Source organism: Lysinibacillus sp. S1 (assembly GCF_044986265.1).
Lineage (GTDB): Bacteria > Bacillota > Bacilli > Bacillales_A > Planococcaceae > Lysinibacillus > Lysinibacillus capsici.
In genome coordinates, this window is the sequence record NZ_CP173154.1 from 2204049 (window position 1) to 2227166 (window position 23118).

Here is a 23118-nt window from a genome sequence, read left to right on the forward strand (position 1 = left end):
GGGGGAMGACTATTTGAATTTACAACCACAACGTCATATTTTAATTGTGTACCCTCACCCAGATGATGAGGCTTTCTCAGTTGCGGGGACCATCGCCTACTATACAAAGAAAATGAATACACCTGTTACATATGCCTGTTTAACATTAGGCGAAATGGGACGTAATTTAGGTAATCCACCCTTTGCTACACGCGAGTCTTTACCTGAAATCCGTCGTAAGGAATTGGTTGCAGCGGCAGAGGCGATGGGTATTCAAGATTTACGCATGCTTGGTCTACGTGATAAAACAATTGAATTTGAAGATGATGAGAAAATGGTAAAATTAATGGAAGGGCTAATCGAAGAACTAATGCCTTCTTTAATTTTCACATTTTTACCTGGCTTTGCTGTCCACCCAGACCATGAAGCAACAGCACGTGCTGTAATTGAAGCTGTACGTCGTATGCCAAAGGCTGCTCGTCCACAAATATTCGGTTGTGCCTTCGCCAATGATACGATTGAAAAAAATGGTGAACCACATGTGGTCTATGATATTCGGGAAATGCGAATGGACAAATTAAAAGCATTACAAGCCCATGCGTCTCAGACTGGTTGGATGATGCAGGAGACTGAAAAACGTATTGATGACGGCGAACCAATGAGCGAGAGCTGGCTTAATGTTGAAAAGTTCTATATTGTTGACSCAGATAAATVTGTAAAATANATAAAGTACTGTTCTCATTTTTGGAGAACAGTACTTTTTAATTAGGCAGATCTTACTCTCTTCATCATATGCACAATGATTGTGATGGAAAAAGCAATCACTAAGAAAAGGAAGAATAAATAATGAGGGATGTGGATATTGAAAACACTTACTAACATTTTTAAGCCGATGACACCTATAATTATGAAGGCTGTTGCTTCAAGTTCTGGTATTTTTTCAATGATGATTAAAAATACACCTGCAATCGTCCTCATCATTAATATTCCTAACATCCCTCCAATTAAAAGCACCCAGACCTGATCTGATATCGCAAACGCAGCAAAGATTGAATCAATTGAAAAAGCAATATCCATTAGCTCAACAGAAATGACAGTTGCCCAAAACGTGCCGAAAAGACGCACCATCCATCCTGACCTCTTTACCTCTTTTACACTATCCTCATTCCCTATGTGAAGGAAATGAGCTACACAAAGCCAACCTAAATACAAAGCACCTAATACTTTAATAAACCAAAATTCTACTAGATAAACACCTATGCCAATAAATAAAAATCTAAAAAAATAGGCACCTAGCATACCATACATTAATGCCCGTTTTCGTTGTTTATCTGGTAAATGTTTCACTAGTACCGCTAATACCAGTGCATTATCTGCCGACAGCAAACCTTCTATAATAATTAATGAGGATATTAGTCCCCAGGAGACAGGGTCCATTAGTACTTCTTGCCACATCGCCAAATCAAAAAACTTCCAATATGTTGATAAAATTCCTTGAATGATTTCCACTACATACCCTCCTACTTGTCCTAAGCTAATCTAGTATATGCTTGACCATTTTTGTTATGAGAGTAGTATTTTGTAGAGTTGAAACAACAGATTTTCTCCCCTTAAATTGAGCTAATTCTAGGTCTGAGACATTGCTTCTTTATAAAATAATTAGCTATATCAAGATAAAACGCTTACATCATAAAATAGACACGGAAAATTTAGAATTTACTAAAAATTAATCACAAAAAGCAAATAAAGTGTGCTATCATAGATAAATGTTTTAAACGTATAACGGAGGATGAATACTATGGAAGTTGCTGATACTAGAACCGTGCAAGTGGAGAATGTCCTGATTGCACATCATTTTTTAAAAGATGTAGTTGTGCACACACCACTACAAAAAAACGACTATTTATCCGAGAAATACGGAGCTAATATTTATATTAAACGCGAAGATTTACAGCATGTACGCTCATTCAAGCTTCGTGGTGCCTATTATAAAATTAAAAAAATCGAGGATGAAGCGCGCGATGCTGGGGTTGTCTGTGCAAGTGCAGGCAATCATGCACAAGGTGTAGCTTATGCCTGTGCCCAATTAAAAATTCAAGCAAGCATTTTTATGCCACAAACAACGCCGAAGCAAAAAATAGACCAAGTACGTATGTTTGGACGTGAATATGTGGAAATTATTTTAGCAGGAGATACATTCGATGATTCTGCTGAAAGCGCGTTGAGCTATTGTGAAGAGCATGGTAAAATCTTCATTCATCCATTTGATGATTTTGATGTCATTGCTGGTCAAGGAACGGTAGCGGTAGAAATTATGAATGATATGGAGGAGCCAATCGACTACGTATTCGGAAGTATTGGCGGTGGTGGCTTAATGTCAGGCGTGTCTGCCTACATTAAAAATCTCTCTCCTGCTAGTAAAATTATTGGTGTGGAGCCTGCTGGTGCTGGTAGTATGAAGGCTGCCTTTGCTGAAGGTGGCGCAGTTGCTCTTGATTGGATTGATAAATTCGTTGATGGTGCTGCAGTAAAATGCGTCGGTCACCACACTTATGATGTTTGTCGTCGCTATTTAGATGATATTGTTCTTGTACCTGAAGGCAAGGTATGTACAACCATTCTAGATCTATATAATAAACATGCGATTATCGCTGAGCCTGCAGGAGCATTATCAGTGGCAGCTCTTGATTTTTATAAAGAAGAAATTAAAGGTAAGTCAGTCGTTGTCATCATCAGTGGTGGGAATAATGACATTGGACGAATGCAGGAGATTAAAGAAAAGTCACTTATACACGAAGGATTACTTTACTACTTCATCGTCAGCTTCCCTCAGCGTGCCGGAGCATTACGTCAATTCCTCACTAGTGTACTTGGACCAAACGATGACATTACTACCTTTGAATATACCAAGAAAAATAATAAAGAAAGTGGCCCTGCACTAGTCGGCATTGAGTTAGGTGATCGTGCTGAATATGAAGGACTACTTGCCCGAATGGATGAATTCGGCTTCAAATACAAAGAAGTAAACAACGATATTCAACTATTTGGCTTACTCGTTTAAAATGAAGAGCCTCACTTCTCTGAAAGTGAGGCTTTTTTATGTGATAAAGTTTATCGATCGTTTAATTTCCCTATATAAAATTATTCAAACTAGTGCATGAGCGTTTTATATGATGTTGAAAAAACAATATTGTCTGCGGAAAGAGACATTCTGGCTAGGCGAGAGATTGATATCTGTTCCGCCAGCGTCCAGGTGGCGTCTGATGAGCCGCTAAATCCCCTAAGGGGCAACTCCTCTCCAATCAACCCTTTTAAAACTGTGCCCTTTCATTTTCTATCATACTAACAATGCGGAAAAACGATGTGTGACAACGCCCTCCATAAAGAGTAGTGAGGACCTTTGCTAAATTAATGAGCTGGATTGGAAGGCTACTAGACTCCCATAAGATAGATCGGCACCCCCCACACATGAAATTAGGGAACCTGCAACGGTCATTCATTTACACCATTCATAAAAACACTATGGATGAAATTTTTTACACTATGGAAAACGCCCATACAAGTGTATGAGCGTTTCGATATTAACCTAATAGAGCACGGTCTGAATTCATTTTTTCCCCACGAATACGTTCAAACTCGGACATTAAATCAGGAATTGTTAATTCATGTTTGCGATCTTCACCAACTTCTAAAATGATTTGGCCTTTGTCCATCATAATAAGACGATTCCCTAAATCTAATGCTTGCTGCATATTGTGCGTTACCATTAATGTCGTTAAATTATCTTTTTCCACTAAATACTTCGTAATACGGGTAATTAATTCTGCACGTGATGGATCAAGTGCAGCTGTATGTTCATCTAGCAATAAAATAGATGGCTTTGTGAAGGTAGCCATTAAGAGCGACAAAGCTTGACGTTCCCCACCTGAAAGTAAACCTACCTTAGCAGAAAGACGATTCTCAAGATTCAAACCAAGCATCGCTAGCGATTCTTTAAAAAATTCACGACGCTTTTTGTCCACACCATTGCGTAGTCCTCTATGCTTATTTCGAGAGTATGCTAATGCTAGATTTTCTTCAATTGTCATCGTAGGTGCAGTTCCTGCCATTGGGTCCTGGAAGACACGCCCAATGTATTGAGAGCGTTTAAATTCAGGCAAACTTGTCACATCATTACCATCAATCAATACTGTACCGAAATCGGGTGTTAAAGCACCTGAAATCATATTCATCATCGTTGATTTACCTGCACCATTACTACCTATAATTGTCACAAAATCACCGGGCTTTAAATGTAGGTTTATCTCCGCAAGTGCAATCTTCTCATCAGGTGTTCCTTCATTAAATACCTTATTAATACCATGTAATTTAAGCAAGGCCATTACCTCCCTGCTCTACTTTTTTTACTTGTGAAAGTTCTGCAGCACGTTTAGCTTTACGTTTACGTTCTTTACTCTTATTAATAAATTGCGGTAAGATCAGCGCCAAAATAACGATAATCGCTGTAATTAATTTCATGTCTCCTGAATCAAGGAAATCTACACGTAATGCTAAAGCTAATATAATACGATAAATGATGGCTCCTGCAATAACTGCAAACGTTGTACGGATAATAGTTTTAGTCCCAAAAATAGCTTCACCAATAATAACGGATGCGAGACCGATCACAATCATACCAATCCCCATACTAACATCAGAGAACTTCGAGTATTGTGCGATTAAAGCTCCAGAAAATGCGACAAGCGCATTGGAAAGACCTAGCCCCAAAATGATAAGTGTGTCTGTATTTGCAGAGAAGCTGCGAATCATTCGTTTATTATCACCAGTTGCTCGGATAGCTAGCCCAACCTCTGTCTTTAAGAACCAGTCTGCTATTAACTTAATTAAAATCGTGATGATTAATACAACAATCAGCACACTCCATGTACCTGGTACATGCTGAAAGCCTATGCTTTTTAATAGGTTATTGATAGCATCATCGATCCCTAAATTACTCCAAAAAGATTGAAACTTTGAAAAGATTGTTTCAGAGTTTAGTAGTGGAATATTCGGGCGACCTATCGTATTTTCTGCAGTTAACCCCATGATACGTAGATTAATCGAATATAAAGCAATCATCATTAAAATTCCTGATAATAACGGATTAATCTTTCCTTTCGTGTGAAGAATTCCTGTCATACATCCAGCAATAAATCCAGCAACAATTGCCACTAAAGTCGCTAAGATTGGGTGGTAGCCAAGCAAAACCATTGTTGCTGCAGTTGCCGCCCCTGTTACAAAGCTTCCATCAACCGTTAAATCCGGAAAATCTAACACCCGAAATGTTAAATATACACCAAGTGCCATAATTGCATAGATGATTCCTTGCTCCACTGCGCCAAATAATGCTAAAAACATCGTTGAATCATCTCCTAAATCTCTTTATTATTTATATCACTTGTAAAATGAAGATAAAGCGGGGATAATGCACCCCGCTTCGTTTTACTGTTCTAGAATTTCGGCACCCCAAGAATCTTTAATTTCGATGCCTAAATCATCTGCAACTTTTTTATTGATTAATAATTTCAGATTTTGTGGGTATTGTGCTGGTGTATCGGCAGGTGTCGCTTCACCTTTTAAAATTTTCACAGCCATTTGACCTGCTTCATAACCGATATCGAAATATTCAAAACCATAAGCGGCTAAACCGCCACGTGCTACAGAATCTAGTTCTCCTACAATTAATGGTAATTTATTCGTATTGGCAACATCAATTACCGATTCTAATGCAGAAACAACTGTGTTATCAGTAATAATATAGAAAGCGTCTACTTTACCAATTAGAGACTCTGTCGCTTGTTTTACATCCGCTGAAGTAGATGCTGATGCTTCTACCACCACTAAACCTTGTTCGTCCATAACCTTTTTCACTTCTGAAACTTGTGCAACTGAGTTTTGCTCACCCGCATTGTAGACCATCCCTACTTTTTTCGCACCAAGTTCTTTTAGGAATGCTACAGTTTTAGAAATCGTTTCTGGATGTAAATCGATTGTGCCTGTAATATTTTTCCCTGGCTTCTCCATTGAGTCAATTAGCTGTGCACCAACAGCATCTGTAACAGATGTAAAAATAATTGGAATATCACTTGTTGCTGTTGCAGCGGCTTGTGCAGAAGGTGTAGAGTTTGCAAAAATTAAATCTACGTTTGCACTTACTAGATTGTTAGCAATCGTTGTGTTAAGGCTATTATCTCCCTGTGCAATTTGTGGATCGTAGTCAACTTTTAAACCAGCATCTTCAATTGCTTTTTTAAAGCCTTCCGTTGCTGCGTTTAACGATGGATGCTCAACAATTTGAGTAATCCCGATTTTATATGTTTTATCATCTGCATTTCCGCTCTCACTTGCATTGTTTTTTTCATTTCCTTTTGAATCTGCTGTACCTGAGCCACCGCTACCACAAGCAGCAAGAAGCAACACTAATCCAAAAAGAAGGAATGACAACTTCTTTACATTGCTTTTCACAAATAATCCCCCCGATTATATTCTTTATATTCTCGAATATCTATCGCACTTTATCCAAACAAAGTGTGAATGTATCGCTATATTATCGTTATTATCGAGCTCCGTCAACAACATTATGAATGTTCTGACTTTTAAAAGTGACAAAATATTTTAGTTTTTCATTTAATTTGGCGCTTTAAACCGCTAAACTACGCTGTTTTAGTTAATCGATTTCTTTTTTCAACATAGTAAAAATTATTTATGACAATTTTGCGACGATAGGACATAATAGACAAAGTCTGACATTTGACTTCTACTAGATATCTATAATAGAATATTTACTTGTGTGAAAGCACCGTGGTTCGTAACCATCCCACGAAAAAAAACTAAGGAGAAATGAATATGAAGATAAAATTTTTAGCAGCAAGTGGTATCATTGCGGCTCTATATATAGCTGTAACCATGCTTGTTGCCCCATTTGGTTTTACAGAGGTACAGTTCCGAGTATCTGAGATGTTTAACCATTTAGTGGCCTTTAATCCACGCTTTGCCGTAGGGATTATTATTGGTGTATTGATCTCTAATCTCTTTTCACCACTTGGCATTTACGATTTAGTTTTTGGTGTAGGTCATTCAATGATTACACTTGGCCTGTTTATTTTAATCTGTAAATTTGTCAAAAATATTTGGGCACGTTTAATTATTAATACATTGCTCTTTACATGTACTATGTTTATCATTGCCTTTGAGCTGAACTTGGCTTTAGAGTTGCCATTTTTCTGGACTTGGCTAACAGTCGCGGCGGGTGAATTTGTTGTATTAGCTGTAGGTGCACCGATTATGTATGTATTAAACAAACGCCTTCACTTTAAAAATTTGATTTAACTGACGGATCTTTTTAGATTCGTCTTTTTTCTTGACACTATTCTGAAAATACTCTACAATTCTTTCTAATAAATGCAAGGAAGAAGAGTAGTAGCAAGCATTGTTACTTTTAGAGAGCTGGTGGTTGGTGCAAACCAGTAGTACAGACTTGTGAATGGACTTCAGAGCAGCCTTATCAAATGTAAGGCCGTTTCGCTCCCCGTTACCGGAGCAGGAAAGCGCGCAAAAATTGCGAATGAAGGTGGCACCACGGTTACTCGTCCTTTTTATGAGGGATTGGAGTGGCTTTTTTTTTGGAAAAATTAGCATAGAGGAGTCGAGTTAAGATGAGTACAGTAGTAGAAAAAAAGGGATATTTCGGTGAATTTGGTGGAAGCTTTGTTCCAAAGGAGCTTCAAAATGTTTTAAATAGACTAGATGAGAATTTTCAAAAGTATAAAGAGGATGATGATTTTAAGCAAGAATTAGATTACTATTTCCGTGAATATGTCGGTCGTAAATCCCCTCTTTATTTTGCAGAGAATTTAACAAAGCAATTAGGTGGCGCAAAAATTTATTTAAAACGTGAAGACCTTAACCACACAGGCTCCCATAAAATCAATAATGTATTAGGACAAATTTTACTAGCTAAACGTATGGGAGCAAATCGCGTGATTGCCGAAACAGGGGCAGGTCAACATGGTGTAGCAACAGCTACAGCGTGTGCCATGTTTGGAATGGATTGCACGATTTATATGGGCTTGGAAGATACAAAACGTCAGGCATTGAACGTATTTCGCATGGAACTTCTCGGAGCGAAAGTTGTAGCTGTCGATAAAGGGCAAGGACGCTTAAAGGATGCAGTAGATGAGGCATTCGCTGACTTAGTAGAAAACTATGAAACAACCTTCTATTTATTAGGCTCAGCAGTTGGACCACACCCCTTCCCATCAATGGTTAAACATTTTCAATCAGTGATTAGCCGCGAAAGTCGTGAACAGATTTTAGAAAAGGAAGGAAAGCTGCCGACAGCTGTTCTTGCCTGTGTAGGAGGCGGTAGTAATGCCATTGGGGCATTTGCTGATTATATTGCAGACGAAGATGTTCGTCTTATTGGAATAGAGCCAGACAAAGCTGCTACCTTAAACGAAGGAACACCAGGAGAGCTACACGGCTTCAAATGTTTAGTACTTCAGGACGCAGAAGGCAACCCACTACCTACCTATTCAATAGCAGCTGGTTTAGATTATCCAGGTGCGGGGCCTGAGCATAGCCATTTGAAAACAATCGGTCGTGCTGAATATGTGACCGTGACAAATGAAGAAGTTTTAGATGCCTTCCAAGTACTTTCTAAGGTTGAAGGTATTATTCCTGCTCTTGAAAGCTCACATGCAGTCGCACATGCTCTAAAATTAGCACCAACTTTATCATCTGAGGAAAGCATTATTATTAATATCTCTGGTCGTGGCGATAAAGACGTTGAACAAGTCTTCCACATGCTAACTAAATAACTCAAAAAAGAGCGACTTCCATTTACGGAAATCGCTCTTTTACCTATACCAATGATTTAGGATAAATTTCTGCTACATTATCTCGCAGCTTCGCTTTCAGGAATTTTCCGACAGATGTCTTTGGAATTTCTTCTAGAAAGACGACTGCATCTGGTACCCACCACTTGGCAAATTGATTTTCTAAAAAAGCAAGAAGCTCTGGTTCAGTTACTGATTGTCCCTCTTTCAATACAACACAAGCTAATGGACGCTCCTGCCATTTAGCATGGGGCATGGCAATGACAGCCGCTTCTAAAACGGCATCATGAGTCATCAGCGCATTTTCCAAATCAACAGAGGAAATCCATTCCCCACCTGATTTAATAAGATCTTTCGTACGGTCCGTAATTTTAATAAAGCCATCTGCTGTTCGTACAGCAATATCACCAGTATATAACCAACCATCTCGATAGGCATCTGCTGTTCGCTCATCACGATAGTATTCGTTGGAAATCCATGGGCCTTTTAAACGTAATTCCCCCATTGTTTCGCCATCCCAAGGTACCTCACCCGCCTCATTAATAATACTAGATTCGATACCTGCCATTGTCATCCCTTGCATCGCTCGAGCTTCAATACGTTTTTCAATCGGCCAATCTTCCATCCATGACATATAATTAGACAATGCCACGATTGGTGTAGTTTCCGTCATGCCGTAGACAACAATATAAGGAATCCCATATTTTTCTTCAAATGTCCGAATGAGTCGAGTTGGTGAAGCCGATCCACCACAGCATATCGCTCTTAAAGAACTAATATCTCGTTCTTTCTTTTCCTGCTCCTGCAGGGCACCTATCCAAATGGTTGGAACACCAGCAGTTAATGTAACCTTTTCTTGTTCGATTAAATCCATTATTAATGCTGAAGTAAATTGCGGACCTGGTAGAACTTGTGTAGCACCCACATTGACACTAGCAAAAGGCAAGCCCCATGCATTTGCATGAAACATGGGTACAATCGGCATCACGACATCTCTTTCCGCAATTCCCATAGAGTCAGACATACTCAGCATGATACTGTGTAATACTAAACCCCGATGGGAATAGACAACCCCCTTTGGATTCCCTGTTGTGGCGCTTGTATAGCACATACCGGCAGGTGCTTCTTCATCAATATCCTCTGGAAATTGAAATTCTTCATCAGCAGTAGCTAATATGTCCTCATAGGATAAAACATTTTGTAATGTAGTCTTTGGCAAAGCTGGTTCATCCGTCATAATGATATAATGTTTCACTGTCTCAAGTTTTGGCGCAATATTTTCAATGATCGGTAATAAATCTACATCTACCATTAAAATCTCATCTTCTGCATGATTAATAATATAGATCAAATGCTCTTCTGATAAACGAATATTTACCATGTGTAAGATTGCCCCTGAGCAAGGCACAGCAAAATAAGCTTCTAAATGTCGATGCTGATTCCACGCAAAGGAGCCGACTTTTGTTCCTCTTGTCATCCCAAGCTTCGTAAGGGCATCTGCTAAACGACGCGTTCTTTTTGCCCACTGCCCATATGTTAAACGATGTATTTTGTGTGGGCTTGTCCGTGAAATAATTGATTTTCTTGCAAAATAGCTCTCTGCTCGTTTAAAAAAACTAGTTAAAACTAATGGTGCTTGCATCATAAAACCCATCATCCCTTCATTTGTGAATTTCCCCTTGTGAAATTATCATAGCATCAATTTAACTGAATACTATTAATATTCCGAATATTATTATATTTTAATTTCATAATTTAATCTATATATTCCAATAATTTTCTTTTATATATAAAAAAACGGATGAAGTCTAGTCTTCACCCGTTGCCTATCTATTATGAAATTGCTTTTTTATGCAGTTTAATTTTCAATTTTTCTAACATATCTACCGTCATTTTAGCTAAATCATATTCTGCTTTGAAGCCCCACTCTTTTTGAGCCGCTTCAATATTTAAAGAGTTTGGCCAGCTATCTGCAATGGCTTGACGAACAGGATCTACCTGATAGCTCATTGTGAAATTTGGTAAGTGTTTCTTGATTTCAGCCGCGATTTGCGAAGGTTCGAAGCTCATGGCTGTAATATTAAAAGCATTGCGATGAACAAGCTTACTACCGTCTGCTTCCATTAAATCTACAATAGCTTGTAAGGCATCTGGCATGTACATCATATCCATAAATGTACCTTCCTGAATATACGATGTATATTTGCCTTGTTCGATGGCTTCATAGAAAATTTCTACAGCATAATCTGTTGTACCACCACCTGGAGGTGTTACATAAGAAATTAGCCCCGGGAAGCGTACTCCGCGTGTATCAACACCAAAACGATTGAAGTAATAATCGCATAATAACTCACCCGCTACCTTATTTACCCCATACATAGTTGTTGGTCTTTGCAAAGTATCCTGTGGTGTATCTTCCTTAGGTGTAGACGGACCAAACGCACCAATTGAGCTTGGCGTGAAAAATTGCATATTTAACTCACGTGAAACTTCTAACGCATTCATTAATCCACCCATATTTAAATTCCAAGCTAACAATGGATTTCTCTCTGCTGTAGCTGATAATAGTGCTGCTAAATGCATCATCGTATCTGCACCGAAGTCCTTTGCTAAATCATGCATTCTTTGTCCATCTGTCACGTCCAATATTTCAAATGGGCCCTTAGTATGTTCAAGCTTTCTAATGTCTGTAGCAAGTATATTGTCCTCTCCATAAATACCACGAAGTTTTTCTACTAGCTCAGAACCAATTTGACCAAGTGCTCCAGTAACAATAACCTTTTTCATTTCCCAAAACCTCCACATGTGAACAATTGTACTTTCTGAAAGTACAAAAATACATTAATAAACATTGATTTAATAACACTTTCAATGAAATTCATTATAATGTGTTCGTTTTGAAAATACAACAATTATATTAATAATATTCCTTACAAAGAACATACAATCCCTTATTCACAGTATATGAGAACAAGAAAAATATTGTGCTACAAAAATATACAAAACACATTTGTACATCTCAAAAACACAAATCATTTACACTTTCATAAGCTAGTTTTGTAACCATGCAAAAAAAGAATCTTCTTTGCTATTTTTTGCAAAGAAGACCCTTTTTGAATATTATTCTTTAATATTAAATTATATCGAAAAACGTTTGACAGCTATTTGCAAAACTTTTGATACTTTGCGCAATTCCTTAATATAATTATGGAACTGTTGCTGAGCTGTTAATTGATCAGCTGTTAACGTAGCAACATGCTTAGTAGACACGGCATTCGTATCGGATAAGGCTGTCAGCATACCCGCATCCTCACTTACCTTCTTCGTGTGATTGGCAATCTCTTGAACCGTAGCAGATACTTCCATAATATATGGCTTAATAGTATGTACTTTTTCTAAAATTTGATCAAAACTTGACGCAGTTTGTCCTGTAACAGCTACACCTTTTTCAGTCGCTACTAAAACCCCTTCCATCATTTGTACCGCATAACTCGAATCTAGATGGATGTTCTGTACAATGGATGTAATCGTTTGTGTCGATTGAACAGTTTGCTCTGCAAGCTTACGAACCTCATTAGCCACTACTGCAAAGCCTTTACCATGCTCTCCTGCTCTAGCGGCTTCAATTGAAGCGTTTAAAGCCAGTAAGTTAGTTTGCGCTGTTATTCTTTCTATTACTTCAATCATTTGATCAATCGATGCAGCCCGCTCTACTAAATTAAAGATAGCTGTATTAGATTTTTCAACCGCCTGCTTAATAGCTTGCATTTGTGTTAAATTAGCCTGTACAATTTCAGTTCCACTTTCTGCATCTCTGGCCGTTTTTTGTGCAAAACTTTCTACAACCTGAACCTTTTCTAAAATAACCTGTACATCATTTAAAACCTCCTCTAAGGAAGCAGTATTCGAAGCTAGTTTACTAGAAGAAGCAGACGTTGACTCTGAAATAGATTGTACATCCTTCGCTATTTTTAATGTCGTTGTTGATGATTGCTCAGAGGATTTCTGCAATTTCCCTGTCATTTCTTCTACTTCATAGGCACTGTCTGTGACAGTATGGAGTAGTCGTTTCACCTCTGTTACCATTTGATTGTATGACAGAACTACTTCACCAAGCTCATCATGAGCTACATAACTTGCATTGGCAGTGAAATCACCTTGTTCTGCTCGTTTTAATAATGACTTTAGTTGACGGGTTGGCACATTGACTGCCTTCGTTGCAATAAAGCCGATAAGGATAACAAGCAAGACAACCGCTAAGCATACGCCACCTAGTAACCAGTAGCCAAATTGTACATCTTTTTGATAAGCCTGCTGTTGGTCTTTTGCTCGTTGAACCAAATAATTTTGCGTGTCTTCTAATAATGCATGACTCTCCTGACTAATTGGTAAAAATGTTTGCACATAAAACTGATCTAGCTCACCATGGTTCAATTGCTTAAAGTTCTCAATGGCTTCTTCCTGCTTCTTAAGCAATGACTTATACTTCTTAATTTGATGACTCATCTTCTTGTCAATTTCTTGGCTATCTAGATGATCTAAAGGCTGCGCCATGTTTTGTAAAATGGCTGTCATTTCTTTATCGTCACCCTTCGAATCTACTATAAAATCTAATCGACGCTGTGATTCTTCTAGCTCATTTAGCCATCCAATTGGGACCAGTCCCTGTGTGTAACTCTCACTTGCATGCCACGACATTTTCCTTAAATAATCTACACTGAATACACCTAGCAATACATTCGATAATACACAAACAATCATGAGTACAAGTAACTTGTCCTTCACCTTAATGAAACGGAAAAAATGCATGATCCTTGGCTCCTCCTCCAACTCTTACCAATAATGATAGTATAGAGATATAAAGCCAGTGTTATATTTTTGTAAATTTTAATCGAAATAGTAAGAATTTCTACCCATCATTTAGTTTTATTTAGGTAATTTAACTCGCTAAATTAGCCAGATTATTGCTACTTATTCATACTATTTTTAGAAAAACATTCGCAACCTTCCATACATTGTAAGCGTTCATACTAGAGAATGGAGGTGTTACATTTGACGCAATTCAAGAAGTTAGATTGGAGTTTAGTAATAAGTCTTCTTTTACTCGGCGCTATTAGTTGCCTTTTTGTCCATTCTAGTAGTGTAAATTTTGAACAGTATGCAAGCTCCTTTATTATCAAACAGTTTTTATTTTATGTCATCGGATTAACCATCATGCTTGGAATATCCTTGCTTGATATTGAACAGTTGAAGAAGATTGGATGGCCATTTTACTTCCTAATAGTTGCTTTAACGGCTGGTCTTATTGTTGCTCCTGAAAGCATTGCTCGAACGATCAATCAGGCAAAATCATGGTATCAAATCCCGTTTTTAGGTTCTCTCCAACCCTCGGAATTTTTAAAGTTCGCTTTTTTAATAGTTGTGAGTAAGGTCATTATTGCTCATCAAGAGAAAAATGTCCGCCCCTCCTATCTAGCAGATTTTTGGTTACTTATAAAAATCGGGCTAATTGTCCTTCCTCCTACGCTACTTGTTTATAGACAACCCGATACAGGTATGGTCATGTTGTATATGGCAATGATTTTACCGATGATTTTCTTTTCAGGTATTCATAGAAAGCTTCTTGTCGTATTTACGGCTGTTCCTCTAGTTATCATCAGTACGCTGGTAGTGCTCTATGTCAGATTTAATGAATTTTTTACAGAGAAGGTTTTAGGTGCTCTATCAGGACATCAGATTTCTAGAATTTATGGATGGCTTCAGCCTTATGAATATACAGATTCTTCTTTTCAAGTACGCCAAGGCTTTATGGCTATCGGGTCAGGAGAATTTGTGGGCAAGGGCTATCTACATAACAATGTCTATGTACCAGAAAAACATACCGATTTTATATTCTCTGCTATTGCAGAAGAGCTAGGTTTTATTGGAGGAGCATTTGTAATCGCGCTACTTTTTTTTGTTATCTATCGTATTGTCGTTATTACGGTAGTAGCGCGAGACCCCTTTATGACTTTAATGGGGGCAGGTATTTCAAGCTTACTAGCCTTTCAAATTACTCAAAATATCGGCATGACCATTGGGCTTTTACCTGTCACAGGTGTCACCCTACCCTTTTTAAGCTATGGTGGAAGTTCGTTATTATCCAMTTTTATGCTTWTCGGAATCGTCATGATCATTCATAATTCATATAAGGGGTATATGTTTAAAGTAGGAGACTGACAAAATGCAAGTAGAGACATGTATATGCTATTCTCTACTTGCTAAGTTAAGGGGGATTAATTCGTTAAAAACTTCTTCATACTTGCATTATATTGATCGATAAATAGCTTTGCCTCATTATATGGTAATCTTAAAGCAGCTAAAGCGGCACCACCTACCGGTAAGCTATAAGCACCCACGAAGTCATACTGATTACTATTCTTTTTATCAATAGCGATTAATTTTTTAGTAAATAGCTCCAATTCATTAAAAACGCCACCAGCTAGCACTACTTTGACTTGCTTATGTGCAAACGGGTTTTTTTTGTAACAAGCGTCTATACTTTGATAAAAAACATGGCACACTTGATCAATAATTGTATTGGCTTCTCCATCACCACGTTTAGCGCATTCAATTGCAACCTTACTTAAAGGTGATATGGTATCCCGCGGATGTCCTTCGCCATATACCACTTCAATTATCTGCGGAACGGATTGTAATCGAAAATATTCTAATACCGCTGCTGTTAGAAGCGTTTCAGGACCTCTTTTGTCGAATGCTTTAAATACCGCTTTTAATGTGCGAATGCCAATATCATAGCCACTGCCCTCATCATCAAAAATATAACCCCATCCTGCTGTACGCTCAATTCTTCCAGATGCATCTATACTGAGTGTAATCGCACCCGTACCAGAAATTTGTACAATGCCTGGCTGCCCCAAGGTTCCCGCATACAGCGCGTTCATTCCATCATTCGATAGTGATAGTTGACAGTCTTTCGGTAAAAGCGAGGTTAATAATGCATAGGTAATTTTCCCATTATTATTTTCTGTTACACCAGACAGGCCAGCATGGCACTTTGTAATGTGTTGAAATTCGTGAGGCTGTTGTCTTTTTAAATTATTTATTAATTCTGTTATCGTCTCTGTAAAATGCTCGAAGCTCATGGATGTGGGATTACTTTTGCCTGTTTCTGCTAGCGCCATAATTTGCCCATGACATGTTGAGATTGTTGCAATCGTTTTCGTTCCACCGCCATCTATTGCCAAAACATGCAAGTACCTTCACCTCTATACAATTTTAATTGTAGATACAATTTCTCCTACCTCTACCCCTGCATCATTACGCACAAATGCAGGAGACAATGCTTTAATACGCTCAATTGTTTCTTGATTTGTATACTGCATTTGTTCCAATACAGAAGCAATTACATTGGGCCACGGACTTTCGGAGCCATTCATAATTTTCAAGGCAAAACTTACTCCTTCATTTCTTAGAGCAAAACAGTATACACCCTGTGCTCCGCCCTTCGCCACAATATTAGGGTCCTTTAATAATGCTGTACAAATAAAGTTTTGCGCTGCAATGATATGACTCTCTTGATTCATTACTGCTGTAAGTTTTATTACTGCTTCACGAATTAGTTCATCATCAATCAATTCTGGTCGTGCTAACTTTAAATAGGCAATGGCCATGTTTTTTAGCGGAATCGCAAAGACAGGCGCACCACAGCCATCAATCCCTGTACGAATTCTCTCTATTTCATATTCACTTAAATAAGCAATATATTTTTTTATCATCTGTTGCAGTGGATGTTCTGGATGACAATATTGCTTGACATCATAGCCATTTGCTAAACATGCAGTTAAAAATCCTAAATGCTTGCCCGCGCAATTATGAAAGAGTTTCCTCTTTTCAAATCCCTGTTGAATATACTGTGTTTTAGGTTCCTCATTTAATGGATAGGATGCTGCACAAATTAAATCATTTTCATTAATAGGGAGTTTTTCCAGCAAAGAGACTAATGCCTCTTGATGATAAATTTCACCTCTTTGCGAAGCCAGAAATAATGCACTTTCATTTGAAGTAATCCCGTATTTTTCTATAAAATCAGTCATAAAAATGGGAATGGCTTGAAATGGTTTTGCTGCAGAACGAAAATACACAGGCTCATAGTCTTGACCTACAGAGACGAATTCTTCCTTCGTTAGATTCACAGCACTCATTTGTCCATAATGCACATTTTCCATTAATCCTGAACGATACTCCTTTAAAAATTCTGAGTAAGCCACGAATCAACCAACCTTTCTTTAAACAGACAGCAACTGCTTTTGTGCTTGTAATGCCGCTCCTTTAACAACCCCTTCTTTTAATTGATTGGAAAACTGCAAATCAAAGTAGGGTTGTAATTCCTTCCATATATACTGTTTACACTTTTCACTAAGTAGTTTTTGAAATGTCACATTGTGCTCAATAATTTCTCCACTGACGATGACAGCCTCTGGTTCGTATAAACAAACTAGATTATTGATGGCTACAGCTAGAAAAGTAGCTACATCTTGTTGAATATCGATTGCCCATTGCTCACCTTGATCAACACACTGCAAAACCTCTTCTATTGATTGAATATTAAGATTTTTAGGTGTTCTTTTTAACAGCGTAACTTCAGAAACATACATCGATAAGCATCCTCTTTTACCACAGTGACACATTTCACCAAAGGGATTAATCGTTATATGACTTATTTCTCCAGCTTTATTTTGAATGCCACGATACACTTCTCCATTTAATAATATGGATGCTCCTATTCCCGTTCCAATTCCGACTAAAATACAATTTGAATACTGTGGCGTATAGATATCACCAATTTCAGCAATGATTTGCATTTTTAATTCATTATCTACGATGACTTCACAACCAAAAACACCATTTAAATCTTCTCTTATATGGCAGTTTTCCCACTTCAATTGCTCAGAGGAAACGATAATTCCTTCCTCGTTATTGATTACTCCTGGAATTCCTATCCCAATGCCTAGTAATTTATCCTGAGCAATCTGATATTCTGTCATGATATTTTCTATAGATCGTTTAAGTAGATATATAGCTTCTTCGTATTGATGCTTGATGCTACATTTGACTTCCTGAAAGGCAATAAGCTTCCCTAAGAAATCTAGTATACCTATTCGAATAGTAAAGCAGTCAATTTCTATCCCAATCGTATATAAAGCATCTTCTCGCATATGAATTAACGTAGGACGTCTACCAATGGCTGTTTCTTCCGATACCCCTTCAAGAATAAAGCCTTCCGCTTCTAGCTCCTGCACAATACGAGTAATGGTCGTAGGGCTCATTTTTGTATATTTTGATAATTGAATTCTTGAAATTGGCGCCATCTGCCTTATTGCGTCAAGCACAATATATTTATTTTGTCTTCGCATTTGTACTTGATCTTGCTTTTTCAAATTAGATTCAACCCCTATTTAAACTTTTCTATGAATTGTACAGCTTCTTTGATGTCTTTTTCGGGATTTGATCTCACTTCTCGTTCAATAGTTAAATAGCCATTGTATCCGATTTCTTGTAAAGCTGAAAAATAAAGCTCGAAATTGACATCTCCATGACCTAATGGAAGTTCTCTGAAAAACTCTCCATTTTCCACCATTTCTTCTATTTTATCATGAGATGTTCCAGAATCGTATCCTAAGTACCCGTACACATCTTTAGGATTCGTTGACTGCAGTTGAATACCATCCTTTACATGTGTATGTACAATATATTTCTTTAATAGTTTGACTCCAGCTACAGGATCATCTTTTGTTACCATCACCATATTGGCTGGATCAAAATTAACCGATACACCATTCGTTGATAGCTTATCTAAAAACCCTTTTAATGTTTTACTCGTTTCTGGCCCTGTTTCAATCGCAAAATAAGCATCTAATGATGTAGCATATTGTCCTAATTCTTCACAAGCTTCCAGCATTGTTTGATAGATTGGGTCATTTTCATCTTCAGGAATAATACCGATATGGGTTGTAACAATGGATGTTCCTAGGTCCTTGGCTAATTGCAGTATTTCTTTTGATTTTTTTATTTTTCTGGCATTTTCTGCTTTATCTTGGAAGCCATGTCCTCCTAAATCTCCACATAAGGCGGAGATTTCTAGACCTAACCCTAAAATATACGCCTTCAATTCTGCTCTTTGTTCAGCATTTAGGTTATCGGGGTCCAGCTCACCTGAAACGGCATACATTTGTACCCCCTGTGCCCCAACTTCTTTCGCCTTTAACAAACCTTCACGAATAGGTAAACGAAAGCTGTCTACTATCACACCGATTTTATTATCCAATTTCACCATTTTAATAAACAACCTCCTTTCCTTCAGTTGCAGAAATATAAATACCTTCTAAGATTTTCATAATTTCTACCCCATCCTCCACAGGTGCAACTGAATCATAATGATGAAGGCAACAATCAACAAATGAATTAATTTCATTTTGAAAGGCAGTTGCAAAATCAAAAGTTAGATCGTTAATTTGAGGATGAATATTTAAAATTGTATTATGCTCTTCACTTACAATTTTTAATTCAGGCTCTAGCTCTGCTCCACCGTTCGTGCCATATAGCTTAATACTTATTTCATCTTTTAAAGCATGTAGTGTATAGGAAACGTCTACCATTAGCGATGCTCCATTCTCAAATGTAATGAGGGCATTTGCTAAGTCTTCTACTGTGTTTTTAGTTGCATCATAGTCTGCAGCCTTGTAGAAGGATAAATTTTCTATATGATTTCGATTTCCTAATTGATTGTAAGTATGACCTGTTATACGTTTCACCTTTGGTCTACCCATTAAGTACCAGCATATATCAATTACATGTACCCCTAGATCAATTAAAGGTCCGCCGCCAGACTTATCAATTTCGGCAAACCAGCCTCCTGGATTCCCTAATCTTCTTAGGCAGGAAGCCTTAGCATAATAAATATCGCCCAATTTGTTATCGTCGATGAAGCTTTTCAGTACTTTGGTATTTGTTGCAAATCGTCTTACATAGCCCACTTGAAATACTTTCTGATGCTTTTCTGCAACCTTTTGGATATTTAGAGCCTCTGCATAAGTCATAGATAGCGGCTTTTCTATTAGAACATGTAAGTCATTTTCCAAAGCAAAAATCGCCAATTCTGCATGCGTATTATTCCATGTACAAATACTGACAGCATCCACATTTTTATCTGCGAATAGCTCTTCTTTTGAAGAAAAAACATGTGTTGCTCCAAATTGGGCTGCTTTTGCTTTGCCTCGTTCAATGGAAGMATCATACACGCCATATAATTCAACGTATGGATTATTCGTATAGGAACCTAAGTGAAAATCTGAAATAGAACCTGTGCCAATGACACAAACTTTTAATTTATCCATGTGCTTTCCTCCTTTAGAGCTTGCATTCATTCCATAAACGACGTACATTATCCATCCCTATTTTTGAACCAACTTGGCAATCTTCCATCCCTTCAAACTCAATAGTAAGATAGCCATCATATCCACTGCCTTTTACGAGTTTAATAATTTCTCGAATATTTATATCACCATGCCCGACAATAGCACCTCTGATGTAGTTGTTATGAACTGTACGGAACCACTCGCCCTCACCTGGATTTTCATAATAAGGACGAATATAAAAATCTTTGAAATGCACTGTAGCAGCATAAGGAATGTTTTTCATAACACCAATGAGAGGCTCTTCATCAATACATAAAAAATTACCGATATCTAAAGTTGTTTTAAAGTTGTCTCTGTTTACCGCATGAATTAATTGTTGTACACGATCACTTGTTTGAACATTAAAGCCATGATTTTCAATCGTTGTCGTAATATTAAATTGTTTCGCGTAATCTGCAATTAACTGACAGCCTCTAACCATTTCTTCAAAATGCTCGTTGTAATAATGAATGGATGTTTGCTCCTTTGGTAAGGTAAAGAGAGTAACGTCATGGCGCATAATGTGAATACCCATATGATGAACTACATCAATATGTTTCTTTAAACGTTCAACCTCTTCTAAAAAAGCTTCCTCCGTATCCTGAATAAAGTTAGCTGGTAACGAATAGGCGGATAACTCTAATCCTAGCTCTGCTGCTTTATCTTTAATTTCAGTTGCAAGTTCATAGTTATCTACAACCGTAAATTCATAGGGCACTAATTCTACATGCTGACCACCGTTGTCTGCTACCCATTGTAAAACATCTAGAACATCCATCTCTCCCTGTCTCATTTTTTTAACCATGCTGTATGTGCTTAACCCTATTTTCATTTATAAACATCCTCTCCATTAGTTAACAAAGTGACATGCAACACTTTGCTCTTCGTTAATTTTCCTCATTTCTGGTATAGCTTGCTTACATATATCTGATGCAAAGGGGCACCTTGTGTGGAAGGTACAACCACTCGGCGGATTTTTAGGATTTGGAATATCACCAGTTAAAACGATCTTCTTTTTTCGTAATGTTGGGTCTGCAATCGGTACGGAAGCAATGAGCGCTTGTGTATAGGGATGCTTTGGTTCATTAAATATGGTTTCTTTACGCCCAATTTCTACAATGGATCCTAAATACATAACCCCAATATAATGGCTAATATGTTCTACAACACTTAAATCGTGAGAAATAAAGAGATAAGATATTTTATATTCTTGCTGCAATTGCTTTAATAGATTCAATATTTGTGACTGTATAGATACATCCAACGCAGACACAGGCTCATCAGCAATAATTAATTTTGGCTTTGTTATTAAAGCACGGGCAATACCCAAACGCTGTCTTTGTCCACCACTGAACTCATGTGCATAGCGATCAGCATGTTCAGCATTTAATCCAACGACTTCCAGCATTTCAAGCACTAGTTTTTCACGCTCTGCTTTCGAAAGTTTTGTATGAATTTCTAAAGGCTCTCCAACAAGCTCCTTGACCTTCATTCTTGGATTCAATGAGGCATATGGATCTTGAAAAATCATTTGAACAGTTTGCCTTAAGTGCCTTAATTCAGATGGCTTTGCAGTAGCTACTTCTTTCCCATCCACAACGATACTTCCATTCGTTGGTGCTATCAATCTAGTAATTAATCTGCCCGTAGTAGATTTCCCACAACCACTTTCCCCAACTAAACTAAATGTCGTACCTTCTTCTATTTCAAAGGAGACATCTATAACTGCGTTAACATATTGCTTTTTTTGAAATAACCCTCCGGCTATTTGAAAGCTCTTTTTTAAATTCTCCACTTTTAATATACTGTTAGGCATTTACTTCCACATCCTTTTTCACATATAGCCAGCAGCTACATTGGCGTGTAGCCGAAATTTTTACTGTCGGTGGACTCTCCTGATGGCATATAGACATCGCTTGATTACAACGTGGAGCAAATTTACAACCATTCGGCATATTTTGTGGGGATGGTACTTGACCATTGATAGAATCTAATACTTCTTTGTTATCACCAATTTTCGGTACAGATGCAATTAAACCTTTTGTATAGGGATGCTTGGGGCTAGCAAATAATTCAAAGACATCTGCTTCCTCTACAACCTGCCCTGCATACATGACCACTACCCTATCGCACATTTCCGCCACAACACCTAAATCATGTGTAATTAATAAAATAGCTGTCTCATTTTCTTCCTTTAGCTTTTTCATTAGCTCTAAAATTTGAGCTTGTATCGTGACATCAAGCGCAGTGGTTGGTTCGTCGGCAATAAGTAAATTAGGGTGGCAGGCCATAGCCATTGCAATCATTACCCGTTGGCGCATTCCTCCTGAGAGCTGATGTGGATATTCATAAATGATTTCCTCGGCTCTTCCTATGCCCACGCTTTTTAACATTTGGATTGCATGATGCTTACTTTCGTTTTTCGGCAGCTTCAAATGCATCTCAATTGCTTCCATTAACTGCTTGCCGATTTTTAAGACAGGATTTAAAGAAGTCATGGGCTCTTGCAAAATCATGGCCCTTTGCTTGCCACGAATCTTCCGAATTTCTGATTCGGACATTTTCGTCAAGTCATGTCCATTAAAATGAATAGAGCCATTGACGATTTTGCCTGTAGTACCGTGAAATAATTGCATGATGGATAACGATGTTAAGCTTTTTCCACTGCCCGATTCTCCCACTAAGCCTACTATCTCTCCTTTACGGATGGAAAAATTGACACCTCTTAAAATTTTGATTTCCTTATTATCACGCGTAAAGGACGTTTCTAAGTCAATTACTCGCAATACATGTTCTGGCATAGGCAT

General features: G+C 37.8%; 20 protein-coding genes, 1 riboswitch and 1 other annotated feature. Of the genes, 5 read left to right on the plus strand and 15 right to left on the minus strand.

Features of this window, described 5'->3' with window-relative positions; genetic code table 11:
• The first annotated feature begins 13 nt into the window (after positions 1 to 13).
• Complete coding sequence (gene bshB2 / locus ACHZEU_RS11125) at positions 14 to 748, plus strand: bacillithiol biosynthesis deacetylase BshB2 (RefSeq protein WP_404804525.1); 735 nt, start codon at positions 14 to 16, stop codon at positions 746 to 748.
• Here the strand turns inward: bshB2 and ACHZEU_RS11130 are convergent.
• The gene (locus ACHZEU_RS11130) at positions 745 to 1488 is read right to left on the minus strand and encodes a TerC family protein (RefSeq protein WP_048393424.1); all 744 of its coding nucleotides are present in this window, start codon (positions 1486 to 1488) and stop codon (positions 745 to 747) included. The two genes, bshB2 and ACHZEU_RS11130, sit on opposite strands and share 4 nt — an antisense overlap.
• Before the next feature lie 289 nt (positions 1489 to 1777).
• On the opposite strand from ACHZEU_RS11130, the gene ilvA reads away from it, so the two are divergent.
• Positions 1778 to 3040 (plus strand): threonine ammonia-lyase IlvA, encoded by a 1263-nt coding sequence (gene ilvA, locus ACHZEU_RS11135; protein ID WP_048393422.1) that lies wholly within the window; start codon positions 1778 to 1780, stop codon positions 3038 to 3040.
• A 520-nt stretch (positions 3041 to 3560) separates the two neighbouring features.
• Here ilvA and ACHZEU_RS11140 read toward each other — a convergent pair.
• The 3 genes from ACHZEU_RS11140 to ACHZEU_RS11150 form a co-directional block, all read right to left on the minus strand.
• Positions 3561 to 4355 (minus strand): ABC transporter ATP-binding protein, encoded by a 795-nt coding sequence (locus ACHZEU_RS11140; RefSeq protein WP_279493818.1) that lies wholly within the window; start codon positions 4353 to 4355, stop codon positions 3561 to 3563.
• Positions 4348 to 5376 carry an ABC transporter permease gene (locus ACHZEU_RS11145; RefSeq protein ID WP_009371612.1) on the minus strand — a complete coding sequence of 343 codons (1029 nt, stop codon included), beginning with the start codon at positions 5374 to 5376 and terminating at the stop codon, positions 4348 to 4350. The genes ACHZEU_RS11140 and ACHZEU_RS11145 overlap by 8 nt, the downstream gene beginning before the upstream one ends.
• 84 nt (positions 5377 to 5460) lie before the next feature.
• Positions 5461 to 6483: an ABC transporter substrate-binding protein gene (locus tag ACHZEU_RS11150; protein WP_257961635.1), complete on the minus strand. Its 1023-nt coding sequence runs from the start codon at positions 6481 to 6483 to the stop codon at positions 5461 to 5463.
• Positions 6484 to 6813: 330 nt separating this feature from the next.
• Positions 6814 to 6858, plus strand: a riboswitch (PreQ1 riboswitch).
• A gap of 6 nt (positions 6859 to 6864) precedes the next feature.
• Between ACHZEU_RS11150 and ACHZEU_RS11155 the strand changes: the two genes are divergently transcribed.
• Positions 6865 to 7347, plus strand: a complete 483-nt coding sequence (locus ACHZEU_RS11155; protein ID WP_048393417.1) for a QueT transporter family protein — start codon at positions 6865 to 6867, stop codon at positions 7345 to 7347.
• A gap of 68 nt (positions 7348 to 7415) precedes the next feature.
• Positions 7416 to 7615 (plus strand) — a binding site (T-box leader).
• Between the two features lie 58 nt (positions 7616 to 7673).
• Entirely contained in the window at positions 7674 to 8837 is a 1164-nt protein-coding gene (trpB, locus tag ACHZEU_RS11160) for a tryptophan synthase subunit beta (protein WP_048393416.1), read from the plus strand.
• Positions 8838 to 8880: 43 nt separating this feature from the next.
• On the opposite strand, the gene ACHZEU_RS11165 is transcribed toward trpB, so the two are convergent.
• The 3 genes from ACHZEU_RS11165 to ACHZEU_RS11175 all read right to left on the minus strand — a co-directional run bounded on the left by ACHZEU_RS11165 (position 8881) and on the right by ACHZEU_RS11175 (position 13664).
• The gene (locus ACHZEU_RS11165; RefSeq protein WP_066037065.1) at positions 8881 to 10500 is read right to left on the minus strand and encodes a long-chain fatty acid--CoA ligase; all 1620 of its coding nucleotides are present in this window, start codon (positions 10498 to 10500) and stop codon (positions 8881 to 8883) included.
• A 188-nt stretch (positions 10501 to 10688) separates the two neighbouring features.
• The gene (locus ACHZEU_RS11170) at positions 10689 to 11642 is read right to left on the minus strand and encodes an L-threonine 3-dehydrogenase (RefSeq protein WP_279493814.1); all 954 of its coding nucleotides are present in this window, start codon (positions 11640 to 11642) and stop codon (positions 10689 to 10691) included.
• 351 nt (positions 11643 to 11993) lie between these two features.
• On the minus strand, positions 11994 to 13664 hold the full coding sequence (locus tag ACHZEU_RS11175) for a methyl-accepting chemotaxis protein (RefSeq protein ID WP_279493813.1): 1671 nt from the start codon (positions 13662 to 13664) through the stop codon (positions 11994 to 11996).
• Positions 13665 to 13898: 234 nt separating this feature from the next.
• Between ACHZEU_RS11175 and ACHZEU_RS11180 the strand changes: the two genes are divergently transcribed.
• Complete coding sequence (locus ACHZEU_RS11180) at positions 13899 to 15074, plus strand: FtsW/RodA/SpoVE family cell cycle protein (protein WP_404804593.1); 1176 nt, start codon at positions 13899 to 13901, stop codon at positions 15072 to 15074.
• Between the two features lie 56 nt (positions 15075 to 15130).
• Here the strand turns inward: ACHZEU_RS11180 and ACHZEU_RS11185 are convergent, their stop codons facing one another.
• The 8 genes from ACHZEU_RS11185 to ACHZEU_RS11220 are packed head-to-tail and all read right to left on the minus strand — an operon-like array spanning position 15131 to position 23112.
• Entirely contained in the window at positions 15131 to 16111 is a 981-nt protein-coding gene (locus ACHZEU_RS11185; protein WP_404804526.1) for an N-acetylglucosamine kinase, read from the minus strand.
• 12 nt (positions 16112 to 16123) lie between these two features.
• Positions 16124 to 17125, minus strand: coding sequence for an asparaginase (locus ACHZEU_RS11190; protein ID WP_112117296.1), 1002 nt, complete (start codon positions 17123 to 17125; stop codon positions 16124 to 16126).
• Positions 17126 to 17143: 18 nt separating this feature from the next.
• A complete protein-coding gene (locus ACHZEU_RS11195) occupies positions 17144 to 18295 on the minus strand; it encodes an ROK family protein (protein WP_404804527.1) in 1152 nt (383 codons plus the stop codon).
• Between the two features lie 14 nt (positions 18296 to 18309).
• Positions 18310 to 19191, minus strand: coding sequence for a sugar phosphate isomerase/epimerase family protein (locus tag ACHZEU_RS11200; RefSeq protein ID WP_404804528.1), 882 nt, complete (start codon positions 19189 to 19191; stop codon positions 18310 to 18312).
• Between the two features lies 1 nt (position 19192).
• Positions 19193 to 20251 carry a Gfo/Idh/MocA family protein gene (locus tag ACHZEU_RS11205; protein ID WP_404804529.1) on the minus strand — a complete coding sequence of 353 codons (1059 nt, stop codon included), beginning with the start codon at positions 20249 to 20251 and terminating at the stop codon, positions 19193 to 19195.
• A 13-nt stretch (positions 20252 to 20264) separates the two neighbouring features.
• Positions 20265 to 21143: a sugar phosphate isomerase/epimerase gene (locus tag ACHZEU_RS11210; protein WP_112117293.1), complete on the minus strand. Its 879-nt coding sequence runs from the start codon at positions 21141 to 21143 to the stop codon at positions 20265 to 20267.
• 18 nt (positions 21144 to 21161) lie between these two features.
• Positions 21162 to 22127 (minus strand): ABC transporter ATP-binding protein, encoded by a 966-nt coding sequence (locus ACHZEU_RS11215; RefSeq protein WP_054549116.1) that lies wholly within the window; start codon positions 22125 to 22127, stop codon positions 21162 to 21164.
• On the minus strand, positions 22120 to 23112 hold the full coding sequence (locus ACHZEU_RS11220; RefSeq protein ID WP_404804530.1) for an ABC transporter ATP-binding protein: 993 nt from the start codon (positions 23110 to 23112) through the stop codon (positions 22120 to 22122). Before ACHZEU_RS11220 ends, ACHZEU_RS11215 begins: the two co-directional genes overlap by 8 nt.
• Positions 23113 to 23118 lie beyond the last annotated feature (6 nt).